Origin of the sequence: Myxococcus sp. CA051A (assembly GCF_013336705.1) — a bacterium.
In the GTDB taxonomy this organism is placed as follows: Bacteria; Myxococcota; Myxococcia; order Myxococcales; family Myxococcaceae; genus Myxococcus; species Myxococcus llanfairpwllgwyngyllgogerychwyrndrobwllllantysiliogogogochensis.
Genome location: NZ_JABUMS010000014.1, coordinates 141,324 through 160,441, shown reverse-complemented (window position 1 = coordinate 160,441; position 19,118 = coordinate 141,324). Strand labels below are relative to the sequence as shown.

Annotated in this window: 18 protein-coding genes; 12 read left to right on the top strand and 6 right to left on the bottom strand. The window is 68.9% G+C overall.

The genetic code is table 11. The annotated features are described in order from the left end of the window. Window positions 1-16: 16 nt before the first annotated feature. The 8 genes from HUA74_RS33370 to HUA74_RS33335 are packed head-to-tail and all read left to right on the top strand — an operon-like array spanning window position 17 to window position 6,998. The gene (locus HUA74_RS33370) at window positions 17-499 is read left to right on the top strand and encodes a Na+/H+ antiporter subunit E (RefSeq protein WP_174457771.1); all 483 of its coding nucleotides are present in this window, start codon (window positions 17-19) and stop codon (window positions 497-499) included. Then, a complete protein-coding gene (locus tag HUA74_RS33365; protein WP_141642529.1) occupies window positions 492-782 on the top strand; it encodes a monovalent cation/H+ antiporter complex subunit F in 291 nt (96 codons plus the stop codon). The genes HUA74_RS33370 and HUA74_RS33365 overlap by 8 nt, the downstream gene beginning before the upstream one ends. Further along, on the top strand, window positions 779-1,093 hold the full coding sequence (gene mnhG, locus HUA74_RS33360; RefSeq protein ID WP_141642528.1) for a monovalent cation/H(+) antiporter subunit G: 315 nt from the start codon (window positions 779-781) through the stop codon (window positions 1,091-1,093). Before HUA74_RS33365 ends, mnhG begins: the two co-directional genes overlap by 4 nt. After that, on the top strand, window positions 1,090-2,022 hold the full coding sequence (gene mbhE, locus HUA74_RS33355) for a hydrogen gas-evolving membrane-bound hydrogenase subunit E (RefSeq protein ID WP_174457770.1): 933 nt from the start codon (window positions 1,090-1,092) through the stop codon (window positions 2,020-2,022). The genes mnhG and mbhE overlap by 4 nt, the downstream gene beginning before the upstream one ends. Next, the gene (locus HUA74_RS33350) at window positions 2,019-2,348 is read left to right on the top strand and encodes an NADH-quinone oxidoreductase subunit K (protein WP_174457769.1); all 330 of its coding nucleotides are present in this window, start codon (window positions 2,019-2,021) and stop codon (window positions 2,346-2,348) included. Before mbhE ends, HUA74_RS33350 begins: the two co-directional genes overlap by 4 nt. Next, a complete protein-coding gene (locus HUA74_RS33345) occupies window positions 2,345-3,772 on the top strand; it encodes a complex I subunit 5 family protein (protein WP_174457768.1) in 1,428 nt (475 codons plus the stop codon). Before HUA74_RS33350 ends, HUA74_RS33345 begins: the two co-directional genes overlap by 4 nt. Continuing rightward, window positions 3,769-5,253 (top strand): monovalent cation/H+ antiporter subunit D family protein, encoded by a 1,485-nt coding sequence (locus HUA74_RS33340; RefSeq protein WP_217440875.1) that lies wholly within the window; start codon window positions 3,769-3,771, stop codon window positions 5,251-5,253. The genes HUA74_RS33345 and HUA74_RS33340 overlap by 4 nt, the downstream gene beginning before the upstream one ends. Next, a complete protein-coding gene (locus HUA74_RS33335; protein ID WP_174457767.1) occupies window positions 5,250-6,998 on the top strand; it encodes a complex I subunit 5 family protein in 1,749 nt (582 codons plus the stop codon). The genes HUA74_RS33340 and HUA74_RS33335 overlap by 4 nt, the downstream gene beginning before the upstream one ends. A gap of 77 nt (window positions 6,999-7,075) precedes the next feature. On the opposite strand, the gene ileS is transcribed toward HUA74_RS33335, so the two are convergent. The 3 genes from ileS to HUA74_RS33320 form a co-directional block, all read right to left on the bottom strand. Further along, window positions 7,076-10,822: an isoleucine--tRNA ligase gene (gene ileS, locus HUA74_RS33330; RefSeq protein ID WP_174457766.1), complete on the bottom strand. Its 3,747-nt coding sequence runs from the start codon at window positions 10,820-10,822 to the stop codon at window positions 7,076-7,078. A gap of 60 nt (window positions 10,823-10,882) precedes the next feature. Further along, window positions 10,883-11,425 carry a hypothetical protein gene (locus HUA74_RS33325; RefSeq protein WP_174457765.1) on the bottom strand — a complete coding sequence of 181 codons (543 nt, stop codon included), beginning with the start codon at window positions 11,423-11,425 and terminating at the stop codon, window positions 10,883-10,885. Window positions 11,426-11,565: 140 nt separating this feature from the next. Beyond that, the gene (locus HUA74_RS33320) at window positions 11,566-12,168 is read right to left on the bottom strand and encodes a TetR/AcrR family transcriptional regulator (protein WP_141642521.1); all 603 of its coding nucleotides are present in this window, start codon (window positions 12,166-12,168) and stop codon (window positions 11,566-11,568) included. A 61-nt stretch (window positions 12,169-12,229) separates the two neighbouring features. Between HUA74_RS33320 and HUA74_RS33315 the strand changes: the two genes are divergently transcribed. The 4 genes from HUA74_RS33315 to cqsA all read left to right on the top strand — a co-directional run bounded on the left by HUA74_RS33315 (window position 12,230) and on the right by cqsA (window position 16,203). Further along, window positions 12,230-12,661, top strand: a complete 432-nt coding sequence (locus HUA74_RS33315; protein WP_174457764.1) for a DUF4345 domain-containing protein — start codon at window positions 12,230-12,232, stop codon at window positions 12,659-12,661. A 208-nt stretch (window positions 12,662-12,869) separates the two neighbouring features. Continuing rightward, window positions 12,870-14,225 carry an AHH domain-containing protein gene (locus tag HUA74_RS33310; protein WP_174457763.1) on the top strand — a complete coding sequence of 452 codons (1,356 nt, stop codon included), beginning with the start codon at window positions 12,870-12,872 and terminating at the stop codon, window positions 14,223-14,225. A gap of 16 nt (window positions 14,226-14,241) precedes the next feature. After that, window positions 14,242-14,808 carry an imm11 family protein gene (locus HUA74_RS33305; RefSeq protein WP_174457762.1) on the top strand — a complete coding sequence of 189 codons (567 nt, stop codon included), beginning with the start codon at window positions 14,242-14,244 and terminating at the stop codon, window positions 14,806-14,808. Window positions 14,809-14,949: 141 nt separating this feature from the next. Continuing rightward, entirely contained in the window at window positions 14,950-16,203 is a 1,254-nt protein-coding gene (gene cqsA / locus HUA74_RS33300; protein ID WP_174457761.1) for an alpha-hydroxyketone-type quorum-sensing autoinducer synthase, read from the top strand. Here cqsA and HUA74_RS33295 read toward each other — a convergent pair whose 3' ends face one another. From HUA74_RS33295 to HUA74_RS33285, 3 genes are all read right to left on the bottom strand, one after another. After that, entirely contained in the window at window positions 16,204-16,560 is a 357-nt protein-coding gene (locus tag HUA74_RS33295; protein WP_174457760.1) for a hypothetical protein, read from the bottom strand. Window positions 16,561-16,651: 91 nt separating this feature from the next. After that, window positions 16,652-17,746 (bottom strand): BamA/TamA family outer membrane protein, encoded by a 1,095-nt coding sequence (locus tag HUA74_RS33290; protein WP_174457759.1) that lies wholly within the window; start codon window positions 17,744-17,746, stop codon window positions 16,652-16,654. A gap of 7 nt (window positions 17,747-17,753) precedes the next feature. Continuing rightward, on the bottom strand, window positions 17,754-19,115 hold the full coding sequence (locus tag HUA74_RS33285) for a S9 family peptidase (protein WP_174457758.1): 1,362 nt from the start codon (window positions 19,113-19,115) through the stop codon (window positions 17,754-17,756). Between the last annotated feature and the right edge of the window lie 3 nt (window positions 19,116-19,118).

Sequence of the window (19,118 nt, the reverse complement as noted above, 5' to 3'; positions counted from 1 at the left end):
CGCCTGGAAGAGCGCGGTGGCACGCGTCGTCTTCGTGGGCATGGCGTGGTGGGCCCTATGTGACGGAGACCCGAGCAGCTTCATCTTCGGCGTGCCCGTCGTCGCGACGGTGTCGGTGGTGAGCTTCCTGCTGAGTCCGCCCCGAAGCTACGGGTGGCGACTCACGGAGGTGGTGCGCTTCGCCGGCTACTTCCTCGCGGGCTCCGTCCACGGCGGCTTCGATGTGGCGCGCCGCGCGCTCGCGCCGAGCATGCCCATCTCTCCCGTGTTCGTCCGATATCGGATGAGCCTGCCCGGAGGCGCGCCCCAGATGGTGTTCAGAATCACCCTCAGCCTGATGCCGGGCACGTTGAACGCGGACGTCCTCGGGGACGAGCTGGTGGTGCATTCGCTCGTGGACCGGGGCGAGGGCATCCAGCACGAGTTGAAGAGCCTGGAGTGGCGCGTGTCGCGACTCTTCGGACTGGGGCTGCCTCCGCCGGAGCCCGCGCATGCATGAGCTGCGCACGGGCCTGGCCTTCTTCCTGCTCCTGAACATCCTCGCGGGGATGGTGCGAGTCATTCGCGGTCCCACCGTCACCGACCGCTTCATCGTGGCGCAGCTCTTCGGGACGACGGGCGTGGGCGTCCTCATCCTGCTCGCGGCGGATGCGGGCAGGGATGCCTTGCGTGACGTCGCCCTGGTCTTCGCCCTGCTGGCGCCCGTCACCGTCGTGGCCTTCGTACGCTTCGCGGTGGGGAGCGATGCAGCCCCTGGCTCGGACAAGGAGCCGAGGCCATGAGCCCCCTGGACTTCCTCTCCGCGGCGTTCCTCTTCGGCGGCGGCGCCTTCTGTCTGGCGGGCACGGTGGGCGTGCTGCGCTTCCCGGATGTGTATTGCCGGCTGCATGCGCTCACCAAGGTCGACAACCTGGGCCTGGGGCTGGTGGTGGTGGGGCTGGCGCTCCAGTCGGGCTCGTGGGCGACGGCGCTCAAGCTGCTCCTCGTCTGGTTCTTCGTCCTCATCTCCAGCGCCTTCACCTGCCAGCTCATCGCCCGCGCGGCGCTCCGTGGCAGGGGCGCGGCGCCCTGGGGAGGACGGCGGGAGCCATGATGGATGTGCTGCTCGATGGGGTCCTCGCGCTGTGCCTCCCCTTGCTGGCGTGGCTGGTGTTGCGGACCGAGTCGCTGTCCCAGGCGGTGGTGCTCTTCGTCGCGTTCGGACTGCTGTCCGCGTTGGGTTGGGCGAGGCTGGAGGCCCCGGACATCGCGCTGGTGGAGGCCGCGGTGGGCACGGGCCTCACCGGCGCGCTGCTGATGCACACATTGAGCTGGACGGAGGAGACGCCGCCCGACATTCGCGCGCGGGGCCGGCGCAGGCCCTGGGCCCTGCTGGCGGTCGCCGCGTCCACGCTCATGCTCGGGTGGGCCGTGCTCGCGCTTCCCGCCGACAGCCCGGGGCTGGGGCCGCTGGTGGAGGCGCGGCGGGAGGAAAGCGGGGTGAAGCACCCCGTCACGGCGGTGCTGCTGAACTTCCGGGGCTACGACACGCTGCTGGAAATCGCGGTGTTGCTGGTGGCCGCGCTGGGGGCGCGGGCGGTGAATCCGCGCAGCGAGCGGCCCACCCCGGACGCTGGAGATGACCCGCTCACCGGAGAGTTGTTCCGGATGATGATACCGGCCCTGCTGCTGGTGGCGGGCTACCTGGTGTGGGTGGGGGACCATGGACCAGGAGGGGCGTTCCAGGCGGGCGCCATCCTCGCGGGAGGCGGCGTCGTGGCCCTCCTCACGATGCGGATGGGGCCGCCCCGGATGTCCTCCTGGCAGGTGAGGTGGGCGCTGCTCACCGGGCCCATGCTCTTCATCGGCGTGGCGGTGGCGCCGCTGTTCACCGGGAGGAGTCTGCTGGAACTCCCGAGGCTATACGCGGGCACGCTCATCTTCGTCGTGGAGCTGGCGCTGACGGTCACCATCGCCATGGTGCTGCTGATGTTCTTCCCAGGCACGCGTCCCCCCAGAGCGGGAGCGGAGGGCGAGCCATGAACCCGTGGGCCGTCTACGCGCTGTCGGGCGTGGCGATGTTCAGCGTGGGGCTGGTGGGGCTCTTCTCCCATCAGCACGTGGTGAAGCGCATCCTCGCCTCGAACATCGCGGGCTCCGGGGTGTTGATTGTCCTGGTCGCCCTGGCACGGCGCGCGCCGTCGGGCGTGCCGGACCCCGTGCCCCACGCGCTGGTGCTCACGGGCATCGTCGTGTCGGTGAGCTCGACGGCGCTGGGCGTGGCCCTGGCTCGACGCATGGCCCGGCTCCGCGCCCAGGAGGCACGGGCTTCCGAGCGACCGCCAGGCCCCGGCGGAGAAGGTCCATGATGGCGGACACGGCCTTGATGGCGTGGCCCGTCGCGCTTCCGCTGATGGGTGCGGTGCTGGCGCTGCTGGTGGGGCGCGCGGGGGTGCGCCTGGTCGCGGGCGTGGCCTCCGTGGCCACGCTCATCGCGTCATCGCTGGTGGCCTGGGAGGTCTCCACGCAGGGAGTGCTTCGCCAGCAATTGGGAGGGTGGGGCGCACCGCTGGGCATCGAGTGGCGCGCGGACGGGCTCGCCGCCCTGATGCTGCTGACCATCGCGGTGGTGGGGCCGCTCATCAGCGTCCACGCCTTGGACCACCTGGGGGACCGAGAGGACCGGGAGTTCCTCCCGCTGTGGCTGTTCATCTGGTGCGCGCTCAACGCGCTGGTGTTGTCGGCGGATGCCTTCAACCTCTACGTCACGCTGGAGCTGACGACGCTGGGCGCGGTGTCTCTCATCGTGGTGCGCAGGGATTTGCCAGGGCTCGACGCGGGCCTGCGCTACCTGCTCTTCGCGATGCCGGGCTCGCTTTGCTACCTGCTGGGCATCGCGCTCCTGTACGGCGCCTATGCGACGCTGGATGTGGGGATGCTCGCCCAGCGCGTGCAGGCGGGGCCGGTGACGTGGGTGGCCGCGGGGTTGGTGACGGTGGGGCTGTGTCTCAAGACGCCCCTGTTTCCGCTCCACATCTGGTTGCCACCGACGTACACGGGCGCGCCCACGCCCGTCACCGCGCTCCTGTCGGCGCTCATCTCGAAGGGCTCCTTCTACGTCCTCTTGCGGCTGTGGCTGGAGGTCTTCGCGCCCGTCCTGGACGCGGAGGTGGGGCAGATGTTGGGCCTGCTCGGAGCGGTGGCGGTGCTGTGGGGCTCGGTCCTGGCGCTGAGCCAGACGCAGCTCAAGCGGGTGGTCTCCTATTCGAGCGTCGCGCAGATTGGCTACATGTTCCTCGTCTTCCCCATGGCGACCAGTGGGGCCCGCGCGGGGGTCATCTATCTGGTCGTCTCCCACGCGGCCGCCAAGGCGTCCATGTTCGTGGCGGTGGGCAACATCCATCAGGCGGTGGGCATCACCTCGATGGGGGGCGTCCAGGGCCTGGCCTACCGGATGCCCTTCACGTTCCTGGCGATGGCGTTGGGTGGCATCAGCCTGATTGGCATTCCGCCCAGTGGAGGGTTCATCGCGAAGTGGCTCCTGTTGAATGAGTCCATCGGCACACAGCAGTGGTGGTGGGCGCTGGTGCTGCTGGGAGGCAGTCTGCTGACGGCGGCGTATGTCTTTCGCATCCTCCGGGGCTCGTTCCTGCCGCTGCCTCCGGGGGTCACCGTGCGCTCCATTCCCCTGGGGAACGAGCTGGCGCCGCTCGCGCTCGCGCTCATCGCGCTGGTGCTGGGACTGGTGCCCTGGTTCCCGTTGGACCTGCTGGCCGTCGGTGCGTCGAGATGATGAACACCTGGCTGCCGCTGTCCGTGCTGCTCAGCTCGCTGTTGCCGGGGCTCATCATCTTCCTGCTCGCCGAAGAGCAGCGGCGCACGCGCACGGTGCTCAACCTGCTCGCGGCGGTGACCAAGCTGCTGCTCACCGCGGTCATGGCCTGGGGCGTGTTCCAGGGGCGCCAGTACGAGACGCGGCTGCCCTTCTTTCCCAAGGCGGACCTGGTGCTGAGGGCGGACTCCTTCAGCCTGCTCTTCATCACCCTGTCCGCGGTGCTCTGGTTCGTGACGACCATCTACGCGGTGGGTTACCTGGAGGGGACGGACCACCGCAGCCGGTTCTTCGGCTTCTTCTCGCTGTGTGTCGCGTCGACGATGGGCATCGCGCTCGCGGGCAACCTGCTCACCTTCTTCCTGTTCTACGAGATGCTCACGCTGTCGACGTACCCGCTGGTCATCCACCGGGGAACGCCCGAGGCGCTCCGCGCGGGCAACGTCTACCTGCGCTACACGCTGAGCGGGGCCACGCTGCTGCTTGCGGGCGTGGTGCTGCTCTACTCGCTCACGGGCTCGGTGGAGTTCACCGAGCGAGGCGCGCTGGGCGCCGTCGCGTCACACCGCACCGAGCTGGTGGTGGCTTTCGTGCTGCTGATAGCCGGGCTCGGGGTGAAGACGGCGCTGGTGCCGCTCCATGGTTGGCTGCCGGTGGCGATGGTGGCGCCCGCTCCGGTCAGCGCGCTGCTGCATGCCGTCGCGGTAGTGAAGGCGGGGGCCTTCGGCATCACCCGCATCATCTACGACGTGTATGGCGTCTACCTGGTGCATGACCTGGGGGTGATGCAGCCGCTGGCCATCGTCGCCGCCATCACCATCCTCTACGGCTCGGTGCGGGCGCTCCAGCAGGGGGACTTGAAGAAGCGGCTGGCCTACTCCACGGTGAGCCAGGTCGCGTACATCGTGCTGGGCATCTCCATCTTCGGGACGGCGTCCACCATTGGTGGGCTGGTGCACCTGGTGCATCAGGGGGTGATGAAAATCACCCTGTTCTTCTGCGCGGGGAACTTCGCCGAGGAGCTGCACGTGCACCGGGTGAGTGAGCTGCGCGGGGTAGGGCGGCGGATGCCGCTCACCACGGGGGCCTTCACCATCGCCGCGCTGGGGATGATTGGCATTCCCCCCGTCGCCGGGTTCATCTCGAAGTGGTACCTGGGAATCGGCGCGCTGGAGGCGCATCAGCCCTGGCTGGTGGTGGTGCTGCTGACGAGCAGCCTGCTCAACGCGGGCTACTTCCTACCCATCGTCTACTCCGCGTGGTTCCAGGCCCCGCGCGAGGAATGGAAGCCGAGCACCCGGGGGTGGGAGATTGGGTTGCTCCTGTTGCTGCCCACGGTGGCCACGGCGGTGTTGTCGCTCGCAGCGGGACTCTTCGCCGGAGCGGAGCTCAGCCCGCTGGGTTGGACGCGGCTCATCACCGAGCGGGAGTTCCGTCCGTGAGTGGCCATGACCTCGCCTCGCTCGCCGTCATCGCGGCCCTGTGCGTGCCGTTGGTGCTCACGGTGGCGGTGATGATTCCCGCGCTTCGGGGCGTCGGCATGGCGCTGGCGCCGTGGGCCGCGCTCCCGGCGCTCGGGCTGGGCCTGGGGACGGGGGTGTCCGTCCACTGGAAGCCGGTGCTGCTGGGGATGCGGCTGTATGCGCCGGACGAGGTGACGCGGACGTACCTGCTCTTCACCGGGATTCTGTGGCTCTTCTCCGGCCTCTTCGCGCGAGGGTATCTGCGCGAGGACTCGCACCGGGCCTCGTTCTGGGGCTTCTTCCTGGCGACGCTCGCGGGGAACGTGGGCGCGGTGCTCGCGCAGGACGTGGCGAGCTTCTATCTGTTCTTCGCGATGATGACGTTCTGCGCATACGGACTCGTCGTCCACGAGCGCACCGAGGCGGCGGCGCGGGCGGGCCGCGTCTACATCATCATGGCCCTGCTGGGAGAGGTGTTGCTGCTCGCGGCCTTCTTCCTCACGGTGGGCACGCGCATCAACCTGTCGCTCGCCGAGGTGCCGCGCGTGGTGGCGGAGTCGTCCTCCCGCGAAGTCATCTGCGTGCTGATTCTGGGCGGCTTTGGCGTCAAGGTGGGCGCCCTGCTGCTGCACATGTGGCTGCCCCTGGCCCATCCCGTCGCGCCCGCCCCGGGCAGCGCCGTGCTCAGCGGCACCATCATCAAGGTCGGCGTGCTGGGCTGGCTGCGCTTCCTGCCGCTGGGGCATGCGAGCCTCCCCACGCTGGGCACCGTGTGCGTGGCGGCGGGGCTGACGGCCGCGTTCTACGGTGTCGCGGTGGGCCTCACGCAGCGCGAGGCGAAGACGGTGCTGGCCTACTCCAGCATCAGCCAGATGGGCTTCCTCACGCTGGCGGTGGGGCTCGCGCTGGGGGCCCCGGAGGCGGCTCCCGTGCTCATCGGCGCGGTGCTCGTCTATGCGGTGCATCACTCCCTGGCGAAGGGGTTGTTGTTCCTGGGCACGGGCCTGCTGCCCGCGACGGGCCGCAAGGGCTGGAGGGGTGTGCTGGTGTTGGTGGGGCTGACCTGGTCCGCGCTGGAAATCGCGGGCGCGCCGCTGACGAGCGGGGCCCTGGCGAAGCTCGCGCTGAAGTCCGCGGAGGCCGCCGCGCACGCGTCGGAGGCCCTGCCGACGCTGCTCTCCCTGGCGGCCGTGGGCAGCACGCTCATCATGGCGCGCTTCCTGGAACGAACCGTCCCCAAGGCCCCCGAGCAGGGCTCACCCGGGGCAGGGGGGATGTTGCTCGCGTGGGTCCTGCTGCTCGTCGTCGACACGGCGCTGCTCCTCTGGCCGCCCGTGGGGCGCGAGGAGCTGCCGCACCTGCTCGAGTCGAAGAGCCTCGTCTCGGCGGCGTGGCCCGTCGTCGCCGGCGTGCTGCTGACGGGGCTGGTGTGGCGCTCGCGTCGGTGGCGCTCCTGGCGCGTGCCGGAGATTCCGCCCGGCGACGTGCTCTGGCCAGTGGCGCGGGTGCTGCTTCCGGGCTGGCGGCGGCTGACGGCGGGCGCGGACCGCGAGCCGCCCGAGCAGGAACACGTCGGTGAAGGCCCGCCGAGCCGGTTCGCGCGGTTCCGGCGAGCCTCGCTCGACGACTTTGAGAACGCCGAGGAGGGCCTGAGTCAGCTGAGCCATGTGGGCCTCGCGCTGCTGCTGTTCCTGGGCGTGTTCCTGCTGCTGCTGGTCCGGTGAGACGACGCCAGGGATTGCTTCAACCCCTGGCGTCCCTCCTGCTCAGTCGGTGGTCGACCGGGCGGGGATGAGCGACCTCAGGCGCGCTCCACGCGCAGTCGCGCGGGCAGGCCGTTGAGGTTGACCTCTTCTTCCTGTCCCGTGAGGCCCTCGGGCCCCACGTTGATGGAGTCGGCCAGCGTCTCCCGGGCAATCAGCTCGCGGCCTTCTTCCGTGACGCGCTTCACCCGCGCGTCACCGTCCACCCAGAGGCGGATGCGGTCCGTGTAGCCCAGCTCCATGTCCTTGCGAGCGCCCTGCACGCGCGCCAGCAGCTCGCGCACGAGGCCCTCATCGACGAGCGCCTCCGTCAGCTCGGTGTGGAGCACCACCACGCCCGCGCCCGTGCCCGCGGCCGCGAAGCCGGGGTTGGCCTCCACCAGCGTCTCCAGGTCCTCGCCGGAGAACACCAGCGTCTCGCCCGCGAGCTGGATGGCCACCTGCCCCGTCTGGAGCAGCTCCCGATGCAGCGCGCGGCCGTCTCCGGTGTCGAACGCCTTGCGCACCGGCGCCAGCTTGGCGCCGAGCCGTCCGCCCACCGCGCGCAGGTTGGGACGCACGCGGAAGCGCACCACGTCCGCGTCCGGGCTGCCCTGCTCCACGAAGCGCACCTCATGGACGTTCAGCTCCTCGGCGAGCAGGTCCTTGTAGACGGCCAGCCGGTCCGTCATCTCCTTGCGCGCGAGGATGATGTCCGCGCGGGCCAGGGGCTGACGCACCTTGAGCTTGTTGTCCGTGCGGACCTTGAGCCCCGGGGACACCAGCTCGCGCAGGGCGGCCATGTCCACCGCCAGCTCGTCGTCGATGAGGCTGGCGTCGGCGCGAGGGAAGGAGGCCAGGTGCACGCTCTCCGGCTGCGTCTGGGGCCAGGCCTTGCGCACCAGGTTGCCCCACATCTCGTCGGAGAAGAACGGGACGAAGGGCGCGGCCAGGGCGGTGATGGTGGTGAGCGCTTCGTAGAGGGTGAAGTACGCGTCGCGCTTGTCCTGCTCGAAGCCCGGCTTCCAGAAGCGCTCGCGGCTGCGGCGCAGGTACCAGTTGGACAGCGCGTCCACCAGCGCCACCATGCGCTGGGCCGCGTCGTACACCTGATAGGTGTCCAGGCACTTCTCCACGTGGCGCAGCGCCAGCTGGACTTCCGACAGAATCCAGCGGTCCAGCAGCGGCCGGGCCTTCACCTCGCGCCAGCCGTGGCTCTTGCGCACGGCCTCCCACGGAGCCTCTGTCGCGTCCGGGTTGCCTTGCGCCGGATTGAAGCCGTCGATGTTCGCGTAGATGGTGAAGAACGAGTAGACGTTGCGCAGCTTGACCTGGAAGTCCTTCTGCAACAGCCGCACGTTCGCCAGGGAGTGGCGCGTGTTGGACCAGGTGGGGCTCGCCGCGTAGAAGAACCAGCGGAACGCATCCGCGCCGGGAGCCTTGGCGGCGGGGTCCTTCACCGTCACGCGCTCGGAAGGCGCCAGGCGAGGCACCTCCACCGGCATGACGCCCGCGCCCTTCGCGGACGGCGCCACGCCGAGCGCCTGCAGCTCCGAGGGCGCCAGCAGCACCACGCGGCGCTTGAGCTTCTTGTGTGCCTTCACCGTCGCGGAGATGGAGACGTCCGGCCTGTCCGGGCGGAACAACTGCACCTTGGCGCCTTCCTGCAGGTCCAGGCCCTCCAGGTCCTCACGCGCGATGAGCGCCACGCCCGCCTCCGCCGGCGCGCCCGCCTCCGTGGCGGACAGCACCGCGAAGTCCATGCGCACTTCGTCGAGGATGATTTCGGGCGGCGTGTAGTTGCCCTTGGACTTGGACTCCTTGCGGCCCTCCTTGTCGGAGACGTGGCCCAGCACGATGCAGCTCTTGTACGGGTGCGGCCATTCGCGCTGGGGCGTCAATCCCAGACGGGCCTGCGTCTCCTCGTCGAAGACGAGCGTGCTCACCATGAGCAGCGAGTAGAACCAGCCACGCGTCTGGTCGATGGCCTCGGAGATGAAGTCGGCGGGGAAGGCGCGGTTGAACAGCTCGTGCGAGCCGGGCGCGTGAGGGAAGCCCCACTGCGCGAAGGGCATGCAGCCGGAGTCGAACCACACGTCCACGACTTCGGGCACGCGGTTGAAGCGGCCCGGGGAGCCCGGCTTCTCGTACGTCACCTTGTCGATCCACGGCTTGTGGACGATGAGGTGCTTCGCGTTGGCCTCGTGCGGCTTGCTGGCGAGGAACGCCGCCAGCTCCGCCTCCACGGCGGCCAGGTTGCTGCCGGGCTTGTCACGCAGGGCCTGGAGGGAAGGCACGGCCTCCACCTCGCCCGTCTCCGAGTGAATCCAGAGCGGCAGCGCGGTGCCCCAGTAGCGCTCGCGCGACAGGGCCCAGTCCACGTTGTTGGCCAGGAAGTCGCCGAAGCGGCCTTCCTTGATGTGCTCGGGCACCCAGTTGACGGCGCGGTTGTTCTCGATGGCGCGGTCCTTCACCGCGGTGGTGCGGATGTACCAGGCGGGGCGGGCGTACTGGATGAGCGGGTCGTCGTCCGCGCGCCAGCAGAAGGGGTACTCGTGCTTGTACTGCTCGGTGACGAGCAAGAGCCCGCGCTCCTTGAGGTTGCGCTGGATGTCCTTGTCCGCGTCCTTCACGAAGCGCCCGGCGACGAGCGGGACTTCCTCGGAGAAGGTGCCGTCCGGCTTGACGGCGCAGAACAGCTCCATCGCCTCCGGCTGGAGGAATCGCGCGCGGTCCTTGCGGAACGCGTCGTAGTCGTCCTCGCCGAAGGCGGGGGCGATGTGGACGATGCCCGTGCCCGTGTTGAGCGTCACGAAGTCCGCGCCCAGCACGCGCCAGGCGCGGGTGTCGTCTCCGCCGTCGCGCAGCTTCAGGCGCGTGTCACCTTCGCTGGCGAAGTACGTGTCGAAGGGCGGCAGGTAGCGCTGGCCCACCAGCGCGCTGCCCGGCTGGGTGGCGAGGATGGGCAGGTCCTTCTTGAGCTTCTTGGCCAGCTCCTCGCGCAGCGCGGCGGCGATGATGAGCTTGCGGTCGCCGGCGTCCACGGTGACGTAGTCCACGCCCGGGTTGACGGCCGCGTACATGTTGGACGGCAGCGTCCACGGGGTGGTCGTCCACACGAGCAGCGAGGTGTCCGGCGCGTCGCGCAGGGGGAAGGTGACGTAGACGCTCGGGTCGTCCACCGTCTTGTAGCCCAGGCCTACCTCGGCGGAGCTGAGCGCGGTGCCGCCCTGGGGCCACCACCACACCACTTTGTGGCCCTGGTAGAGCAGGCCCTTCTTGTGCAGTTCGGCGAGCGCCCACCACACGCTCTCCACGAAGCCCCGGTGGTAGGTGACATAGGCCTGGTTCAGGTCCACCCAGAAGCCGATGCGCTCGGTGAGCCGCTCCCATTCGGAGGTGTAGCGAAAGACGGACTCGATGCAGCGCTCGGTGAAGGGCTCCACGCCGTAGCGCTCGATTTCCGCCTTGCCGTGGATGCGCAGCTCCTTCTCCACCTCCACTTCCACGGGCAGGCCGTGGGTGTCCCAGCCGGCCTTGCGGGGGACGTAGTGGCCGCGCATCGTCTGGTAGCGGGGGAACAGGTCCTTGATGACGCGGGTGAGGACGTGGCCGTTGTGGGGCAGGCCGTTGGCGGTGGGCGGGCCCTCGTAGAAGACGAAGCTCTTGGCGCCTTCGCGTGCCTCGAGCGAGCGCTCGAAGATGCGGCGGTCCTTCCAGAAGGCGAGGATGCGGCGCTCCTCGGCCGGGAAGTCCATCTCCGCGGGCACGGCGTCGAACAGGGGGGCGGGCGCTGTCTCAGGCATGGTGCCGTGCTTGATAGCACCGCGAGCCTGGGAGGGAAGGGGCCCCGAGGGGGGAGGGGCCTAGTCCCAGGGGAACATGGGCTCCAGGGTGCCCTTCGAGGTCCACTTCGCCGGAATCTTGGCTGTCAGGACGAGTCCCACCTCACGGCCGTGCCGGGTGCGTCCGGGCAGGCCGGGGCCGGCGGCGCCTGGCTCGGAGAGGGGGATGCCGAAGCGCACGCCCACCGAGCCGAAGACGAACGTCACGAAGGGCGCGATGTGCAGGCCGGTGGTGGGCAGGTGCTCGCGGGTGCCCGTCTCGTGCATCACCCCGAGCTCGACGCCACCGAAGACCAGGGTGCCCTGGATGCCCGCGCCGAGGCGGGCGTGGCCCTCCGTCATCCACTGGGCCTGGCCGAAGACGCCCAGGGCGGTGATGCCGTCCAGGACGTTGAAGGTGGTCTCCACGCCCAGGCCCAGCTTGGGCTTGCTCGAAAGCGGTGTCGCGCTGAGCAGCGGGCCAATGGTGAACCAGCGCTCGTTGTTGGGGAGGTAGGGATCGGCCCGCGCGGACAAGGGGGCCCCGAGAAACACCAGGACGAGAAGGGAGAGGCGCGTGGACATGGACTCGCGGGATTGCAACCGGTGTACCTCGCGCTCCCCGCCTGCGGACCGTGGGAGGGAGGCGTGCAATGGATTGCACAGCGCGCAGCGGGTGGCGCGGGTGAGCAGCGGGTCGTGGTGCGTGCGGCCCTGGCCGCGGCTCAGGTGGCGGAGCGTGGGGCGCGGACCAGGAGGCGCCGCGCGGTGCGCAGCAGCAGGTCCTTGTAGCGTGGCTGTGCGTAGCCGCGCTCGAGGGTGAGGTGCTCCCAGTTCCGTACCGACAGCAGCGTCCAGAGCAGGTCGGTGGCCTCGCCCGGTGTGAAGTCGGGTGAGAGGGTGCCATCGGCGCGGAGCGCGGCGACGGCGGCGGCGCAGCCTTCGCGCATGTCCTCCATGCGCTTGCGCCACGCCGCGGCGGCCTCTTCGTCGGTGTCGCTCATGGCCATCAGCGCCTTGGCCACGCCGCGAATCTCCGGGATGTAGTCGGCCCAGGCTCCGACATAGGCGTCCAGGCGCTCGACGCCGCTTCGGGCGGTGCGGCTGGGGACAAGGCGCGCCCGCACGTCCTTGAGTTCGTCCAGATAGAGCGTGGTGGCGATCAGCAGGGCCGCCCGCGTGCCGAAATGCAGATAGACGGCCTGCCGGCTGAGCCCGGCCTTCCGAGCGATGTCACTCATCCGGACCGCCTGGCCCTGGCCGGTCTCCAACAGGTGCAGCGCGGCCGCGAGGATGCGGGTCCGCGTCTCGGGTGATTCACTTGACATGATGTAAAGTCGCGAATAATCACTGTCGAGTCAATTGACACGGTGTCAAGCGAGGACGGCGATGCGGAACAGAGTGACGAAGACGGTGCTCCTGGTCGCGGGCGTCAGTGGGAGTCTGATTGGCACGCCCCTGTTGTTCATCCCCAAGGTCTTCCATGGCTGGAGTGGCATCGACCTTGGCGGCCAGGTCAGCTTGCTGAGCGAGGTGCGTGCTCCGGGCGGGGCGTTGCTGGCCTGCGGACTGTTGATCATGGCCGGGGCCCTCTGGCCTCGAATGACCTTCACCTCGCTGGTGGTGTCGACGACGCTCTACTTGTCCTATGGCGTGTCGCGAGTCCTAAGCCTGGTGTTGGATGGCGCGCCCGCGCCCGAGCTGGTGGCGGCGATGGTCGCCGAGCTGGTGATTGGCACCCTTTGCGGGGTGCTGCTGCTGGGACGCGAGCGCGCGAACCCGCGCCCCCTGACGCCTCCGGAAGCGGTTCCGAGCGTCTAGGAAGGACAGGCGCCCTGGAGGGAGCCTGCCGTCGCGAATCGGATGCTCTTGGCGGGTGCAATGGTTTGCACCGCGCGCGCAGCGGGTCGTTGTCGCCCAAGGGGTGGGGTGGACTCCGTTGTCCGCCTTGAGTGCTACGCTTCATCGCCGTTGCCCCCGTGTACTTGTTTGTGTCCGGAGCCCGGGGCCTCTGCGGGGAGCGTGTCAGATGAGGCTGCCTTGCGCTGTCGTGTTGTTGCTCGTGTCGCTGCTGACGGGGTGTGCCACGACGCGTGGTGTGCGCTTGGAGACGGGGAGCGGCGAGGTCATCGCATTCACTCCACGCGCCGCTGACTCCGCGCCTGTCGCGTTGGACGAAGACGAGTTCATGCGGGCCATGGGTCTTGAGGGGCGAGGAGTTCGTCTTCCCGTGAAGGCCCAGGAGGCGGCGCGCCGCCTTTTCGAGATGGGTGCGCGAGGAGGTGAGTACCGATTCGATGCGCGCACCCGTCGCGTGACGCCGCTGGAGTCGGGTGCGCACCTGGAGGTGGAGGCCACCGAGACGGAGCGGGCCATGACGCGCGCCTATCTGGAGTGGTGCGAGCGGACAGGGAGGCGTGGCGACTGTCTCCAGGCGTTGGTGGATGGCACGCGGCTGGAAGGGGATGGCCGCTACGCGCTGGCCATGGCGCTCGCGCATGGGGCGGTGCTCGAAGAGATGTTGGAGGCGTTCCAGGACATGGCCGACCCGAGCGCGATGGTGGCGGCGGCGATGTGGACGGGGACGATGTACCTGATTCTCTGGACGGTGCCGGAGCCAGTGAGCAAGGGGCTGGCGGCGGTGATGACGGCGACGCTCATTGCCTACCTGGGCGTGGACACGTTCTGGAGCCTGACGACGGGCTTCACGCGGTTGATGGAGGAGGCGGACCGGGCTCGGACGTTCGATGAGCTGCGGGTGGTTGGCGAGCGGTACGGCAAGGTGATGGGCCGGGATGCGGCGCGAGCCTTCGCGTTGCTCGCGACGGTGGCCATCGGGAACACAGCGGCGGGCTTCGCGGGGAAGGTGCCGATGCTGCCCGGCTCGGCGCAAGCGTCCGTGCAGGCTGCATCCCAGGCGGGAGTCGTCCTGTCGGCCGTGGGGGAAGTGCGGGCCGTGGCGGTGGTGGGCGAGGTCGTCACCCTGGCGGTTGCCGCCGACGCGGTGTCCGCGACGGCGCAGGGGCTGGGTGGAGCGGTCGTGGGCCCGGTGGATGCGAAGGGGCACGACCACCACATCGCCACGGACAAGTGGTGGGAGGCGACCTACAACGACGGGCCCTGGTCGCCCAAGTTTCAAGAAGTCTTCGACCAGGCGGGGATGTCGCTGAACGACCCCGCCAACATCGTGCGGGTCGCTGGGCACAAGGGCCCTCATCCCGAGGAATACCACCAACGGATTCTTGACCGGCTCCAGGGTGCGATGCGGGGGTGCGGAACGATGCTGCGATGCCGCGATGCCCTGACCGAGGAGCTCAAGAGGCTGGCACGGCAGATCGGCACACCAGGTACTCGCTTGAACGCGCTGGTGACTCGGCGAGAATGACGCAAGGTTCATCACGATGCTCAAGAGATACTTCCGGTTGACCGACGACGTTGCCGTGCCAGGGCGCTGGCATCTCCGGAGTCCCACCGATTCGAGCGGGCAGGAAGTGGACCCTTGGCGCTTCACGAATGGGACACCCATTCCCGCGCCGGGCCGTCTGCAACTCCCCGTGGCGCGCGCTGGGAAGGCGCTCGACTTCACCTTGACGGGCCTTGCCATCCCCGTGGTTCACATCCGGGTCGCTTCTGTCTTCCTGGAGCTGGCCCCATCGGCTGTCCAGGTCTTCCCGGTGGAGATAGAGGGGCAGCCCGACCAGTACTGCATCCTGGTCGCAACCCAGACGATACAGTGCATCGACGACAAGGCATCGCGGGAGGTGGAGCTCTGGCTCCCGGAAGATGGACGACCTGAGAAGACCGGGGAGTATCGCGACGTGGATGGGCTGCGAATCAACATCGCGAAAGTCGATGACGCCCATGTGTTTCGTACCTGGGGATGGACCGTTGCGCTCATCGTTTCCGACACCATCAAGGAGGCACTGGAGCGCGGCGGAGCCACCGGAGTGTCGTTCACGGAAGTTTAAGGGCGCCCCCCTCGGCTGGCAGCGGACAGGGGCGGAACATCCCAGCGAGTGCTCCACTCCTCGCTCCGCGCGCGTTCGCGGAAGTGAGTGTCCTCGGGCTGTCTGCGTCACATCGCCAGAGTCGAACCTCTCTCCGGTGCCATGACAGACCATGCACCCGAGGCGAAGGCGACGGAAGGCGTCAGCCCTCCAGTTCCTGGCTTCTTGCAGCGCAAGCTCCACGACTTCGAGAAGCGGATTCAGCGCTGGGAGTCACCGCGACACATCCTCGACGGTCTGTCCCCCGGGCCAGGAGCCATCCTGCTCAACGGCAATGACTATCTCTCCCTCTCGAAACACCCCCGGCTCGCCCAGGCGGCGATGGAGGCCGTGTCCCGGGAAGGGCTGGGCGCGATGATGTCGGGTGTGTTCCAGCGTGGGGAGCACCCTCGGCACACCTTGGAGCAGCGGCTCGCCGCGTTGCTTCGCGCGGAGTCAGGCATCCTGTGCCAGTCCGGTTACTGTGCGAATGTGGGCCTGCTGGAGTGTCTGGCGGACGAGCAGGTGCCTGTCTACATCGACCGGATGGCGCACGTGTCTCTCTGGAGAGGAATCCGGAGCGCTGGCGCCACCGCCGTGCCCTTTCGTCACAACGACGTCGATGACCTGCGACGGCGCATCACGCGCTTGGGCCCCGGTGTCATCGCGGTGGACTCGGTCTACAGCACGAACGGTTCCGTCTGCCCGCTCGCGGACGTGGCGGAGCTCGCCTCACGGCACGGCTGCGTGTTGCTGGTGGATGAATCCCACTCCTTGGGCACGCACGGGCCCCGTGGCGCGGGGATGGTGGTGGGGCAGGGGCTGCTGGAGCACGTCCACTTCCGGACCGCGAGCCTGTCAAAGGCCTTCGTCGGACGTGCTGGCTTCGTCGCCTGCATGCGCGGCTTCGAGCGCTACTTCGAGATGACCTCGGGCCCCGCCGTCTTCAGCTCCGCCGTACTGCCACACGACATCGCGGCGTTGCTGGCGGCGCTGGACCTCATCCGCGACGCGGACGCACGTCGTCAGCGGCTGCACCTGAATGCCGCGTCCCTGCGCGCGCGTCTGGAAGAACTGGGCTACGACCTGGACGGTGGCACGGCGCAGATTCTCGCCCTGCAATCCGGTCTGGAGGCTCGAACACTGCGCCTCAAGGACGCGCTGGAAGCGCGGGGCATCTTCGGCTCGGTGTTCTGCGACCCGGCCACGCCCGTGAAGCACTCGCTCGTGCGCCTCTCCGTTCACAGCGAGCTGAGCCAGGACGACCTCGACCACGTCGTCGACGCGTGCCGGGAAATCCGGGACGAAGTGGGCCTGTCGAGTTGGGCCTCCACCCGGCGCCACGCGGACGTCTCGTCAGCGGCACTCCCAGCGTAGTCAGGGAATGGGTCGGTCCAGGACGGCCTGGTCAAACCACACGTCATCAACCTCGCCATCGGTCAGGAAGCGCCACCCAGGTGGAAGGGCAAGGTAGGGCAACACCAGAGGACACCACTCCTCCAGGTGCTCGACGTGCAGCGCCTGGAAGTAGTCCACATCGGTACTGAGCTCCCCTTCTCCCGCCCAGAAGAACCAGCCGACACCGCCCGGCTGGGTGCTGTACCGCACGCCGTATATCGGCATGGCCCCGGACCGCAGGTTTCGTGCGATGGCCACTCGCGTGCCGGCTGGGATGGGCGAGAACTCGGCCCCTGCTCGATGACAGATGCTCTGCTGTGCTTCGTTCAGCGTCATGGGAGGACGGCGTCGTGAACCTGCGTGATACCCGCACTCATAGGTTCCGACGCGTCGCCGCGCAAGCAAGGGAGCAGGGGACGAACGACGCTCAGAACGCCTCGCCGATGTTCAGATAGAAGCTCGGCTCCGAGCCATAGGCCACATCGAGCCGGATGTTCACCGGGACATCCGAGAGCGGAGCGAAGCGCAATCCCACGCCGCCCGCGGGCTTGATGTCTCCCGTGTCCAGGTCCTTCAGGCTCCGCGCCACTGTCGCCGCCGAAGCGAAGGCCACGCCTCCCAGTCGCCAGAACAGGGGCGCCCGGTACTCCACCTGCGCTCCCAGGTGCTGGCGCTCGCGGAACCGTCCCTCCAGATAACCCCGGCTCAGCTCCATGCCGCCCAGCCTCCCCGTGTCATAGAAGGGCGGCTCGCCACCTCTCAGCTCCACCAGTCCCTGGAACGCGAGCACGTGCCGCTGTCCCCACGGCAGTGACACGTAGCGCCGGGCATCCAGGCGCAAGAGTCCGAACGTGTAATCAGAACCCCACGCCCCACTCGCCCGGCGCAGGTTCAGCCGTCCCAGGAAGCCCGTGGTGGGATTCAGCGTGTTGTCCCGCGAGTCATACAGCGCCGTGAGTCCCAGCTGGAGCGTGTCTCCGCCCTCGGCGCCCGTCATGTTCCGGACCGCGCCGTCCTCGGTCCGCTTCGTGATTCGCACGTGCTGCGCGCGCAGCGTGGGCCCGACGTACAGCCGGGGAGCGATTCGCCACTTCGGGCTCAGCTCCAGCTCGAAGAAGACGGGCGTGAAGTCCTCCTCGTCGGCGACCTGTGTGTTCGCCCCCATGCCGTAGAACCGGTCCGGAAAGCGCGCCGCGCTGAGCGTCGCCGTCAGGTTGAGCCGGTCCTCCAGGAAGTACACATCCGGCTGGAGCAGCACGGTGAACTGTCCCCGCACGCTCGCCGCCGCGGCCAGGAGCACCTGGGACTCCCTGCGGCCACTGCCCTCCGGAGGTTGGTACACGAGCGAGCCCGCGCCCCCGAGCAGGAAGCTCGTCTCCGGTTGATACGCGGGCAGGACGAAGGGGACGACGCTGAACTTCCCGCGCCCATCCAGGGGCGCCTGGGGCGGAGCCTCCGGTACGACCTCGGGTGTGGAAGCGAGCAGGACGCCGAGCACTGTCACGAGTGAAAGCGGTGTCATGGGACGCTCACACGTTCTCGTCGAGCCAGTCGAACATCCGCTCTTCCGCGAGCGCGGTGGAGGCCGCCTGACAGTGCAGGGGCGCGGCGTCGGCCTGGGTGAAGTTCATCAGGTGCTTGGGCCCGCGAAGCGCGTCGTACAGCTTGCGCGACTGCCCCGGCGACACATCCTCCGCCTCGCCCTCCATGATGAGCACCGGGCAGCGGATGCGCTCGACGATGGCCTCGTTGGTGAACTCCTCCAGCTTGCGGAACAGCTCCGACGGCGTCTTCGCCCCATGCTTCCAGAAGACGTCCTTCAGCCAGTAGCTCGCCGTGGGCCAGCGTGAAGCGAGCCCGAGAATCGCCTCGTCGAACGCCTCCGGGTGCGACTTCAACAACGCCAGCGACCCGGGCAGGAAGCGATTGAAGTGCGCGGCATGCGACTCCCACCAGCTCAGCACTCCGGGGTTCGCGATACACAGGGCCAGCCGAGGCTCGAACGCCGCCGCCCGGGGCGCCAGCGCTCCACCAAACGACAAACCCATCAGGAGGATGCGGCGCGGGTCCACGCCGCTGATGCGCTCGGCCGCGTCCACCACGGGGCTCACCGCCTTCTCCCAGTCCGGCCGGAAGCTCAGGCCCTTCTCGCGCAGCGCGCGCCCTTGCCCCGGCCCATGGAACATCAGCACATGGTAGCCCCGCTTTCGCGCCCCCTCCCAGACCCACTTCGTCTCCTCCGGCCACGCATGCAGCCCCTGGTGCAGCAGCAGGACAGGCGCGCTGGGCTTCGCGTGAGGCGAGCGGACGAAGTACGCCGGAAGGCTCGTGCCCTCGTAGGGAATCTCGAGCGGCTGGATGTCGAAGTCGAGCAACGCGTTGGACTTCTCGAACGTGGCCGCCGAGGTCCGCGTGACTTCGAGCAGCCTCGGGTCCGCCGTGTCCGTGTAGTGCATCGTCGCCGCGCGGTAGTAGTTCGCCGCCCGCGCATACGCCTGTCCCGCGCTCAGCCGGTGACCCTTGGACTCCGCGGTGGTGGCGAGCCCATGCACCCGCGTCGCCGTCTGGAGCCACGCCTCGAACCAACTGCGCTCGTCCCCGGGCCGCATCCGCTTGGCCGTCTCCATCACATCCGACACGTCCGCCTGGCCGTGTGTCGCATGCCCCAGGAACCAGAGCAGCTGGTTGTCCATCAGCCCGTCCCCCGACAGCCGCAGGTCGTACCAGGCGTCGCTCCGGGGATTCAGGCCGACGACGTCCGTGGACTCGGGCTCCATCAGCCGGCGAGAGCCCGTGGTGACGGCGGCCCCGCCCACGAACAGCCCCGTCCCCACCAGCACGCCTCGTCGGGAGAGTCCGCCTGCGCTACTGTCGCGTCCTGGGTTGTTCATGGG

Bases quoted from the DNA above. Each gene is read 5' to 3' on its own strand.
- HUA74_RS33325 (WP_174457765.1), bottom strand. From the start codon at position 11,425: ATGTCCACGCGCCTCTCCCTTCTCGTCCTGGTGTTTCTCGGGGCCCCC.
- cqsA (WP_174457761.1), top strand. From the start codon at position 14,950: ATGACAGACCATGCACCCGAGGCGAAGGCGACGGAAGGCGTCAGCCCT.
- ileS (WP_174457766.1), bottom strand. From the start codon at position 10,822: ATGCCTGAGACAGCGCCCGCCCCCCTGTTCGACGCCGTGCCCGCGGAG.
- HUA74_RS33295 (WP_174457760.1), bottom strand. From the start codon at position 16,560: ATGACGCTGAACGAAGCACAGCAGAGCATCTGTCATCGAGCAGGGGCC.
- HUA74_RS33315 (WP_174457764.1), top strand. From the start codon at position 12,230: ATGCGGAACAGAGTGACGAAGACGGTGCTCCTGGTCGCGGGCGTCAGT.
- HUA74_RS33350 (WP_174457769.1), top strand. From the start codon at position 2,019: ATGAACCCGTGGGCCGTCTACGCGCTGTCGGGCGTGGCGATGTTCAGC.
- HUA74_RS33305 (WP_174457762.1), top strand. From the start codon at position 14,242: ATGCTCAAGAGATACTTCCGGTTGACCGACGACGTTGCCGTGCCAGGG.
- mbhE (WP_174457770.1), top strand. From the start codon at position 1,090: ATGATGGATGTGCTGCTCGATGGGGTCCTCGCGCTGTGCCTCCCCTTG.
- HUA74_RS33365 (WP_141642529.1), top strand. From the start codon at position 492: ATGCATGAGCTGCGCACGGGCCTGGCCTTCTTCCTGCTCCTGAACATC.
- HUA74_RS33320 (WP_141642521.1), bottom strand. From the start codon at position 12,168: ATGTCAAGTGAATCACCCGAGACGCGGACCCGCATCCTCGCGGCCGCG.
- HUA74_RS33285 (WP_174457758.1), bottom strand. From the start codon at position 19,115: ATGAACAACCCAGGACGCGACAGTAGCGCAGGCGGACTCTCCCGACGA.
- HUA74_RS33290 (WP_174457759.1), bottom strand. From the start codon at position 17,746: ATGACACCGCTTTCACTCGTGACAGTGCTCGGCGTCCTGCTCGCTTCC.
- HUA74_RS33340 (WP_217440875.1), top strand. From the start codon at position 3,769: ATGATGAACACCTGGCTGCCGCTGTCCGTGCTGCTCAGCTCGCTGTTG.
- mnhG (WP_141642528.1), top strand. From the start codon at position 779: ATGAGCCCCCTGGACTTCCTCTCCGCGGCGTTCCTCTTCGGCGGCGGC.
- HUA74_RS33310 (WP_174457763.1), top strand. From the start codon at position 12,870: ATGAGGCTGCCTTGCGCTGTCGTGTTGTTGCTCGTGTCGCTGCTGACG.
- HUA74_RS33345 (WP_174457768.1), top strand. From the start codon at position 2,345: ATGATGGCGGACACGGCCTTGATGGCGTGGCCCGTCGCGCTTCCGCTG.